The organism is Flavobacterium sp. J49 (assembly GCF_011742145.1).
GTDB lineage: Bacteria > Bacteroidota > Bacteroidia > Flavobacteriales > Flavobacteriaceae > Flavobacterium.
Genome location: NZ_JAAQQU010000058.1, coordinates 1 through 218 on the forward strand (window position 1 = coordinate 1; position 218 = coordinate 218).

1 protein-coding gene is annotated in these 218 nt (G+C 45.9%); it reads left to right on the forward strand.

All coding sequences use genetic code 11. The features are described from left to right. Positions 1 to 218, forward strand: a 218-nt coding sequence (locus HA632_RS01770) for a hypothetical protein (RefSeq protein WP_217902806.1), incomplete at both ends; no start/stop codon positions are given.

Here is a 218-nt window from a genome sequence, read left to right on the forward strand (position 1 = left end):
GCTTGTGGTTCTGGAGCTACTTTGACTTTCGTAGACAATACAACTAATGGTGCTTGTGCCGGTTCGTATTCTGTAACCAGAACTTGGACCGCTACTGATGCTTGTGGAAATGCTTCTACAGCAACTCAAACCATTACTGTAACTGATACAACTGCTCCGGTTATTGCAGCTTTACCTGCTCCTTCAACCATCTCTTGTCCGGCTACTCCTGAGTTTGC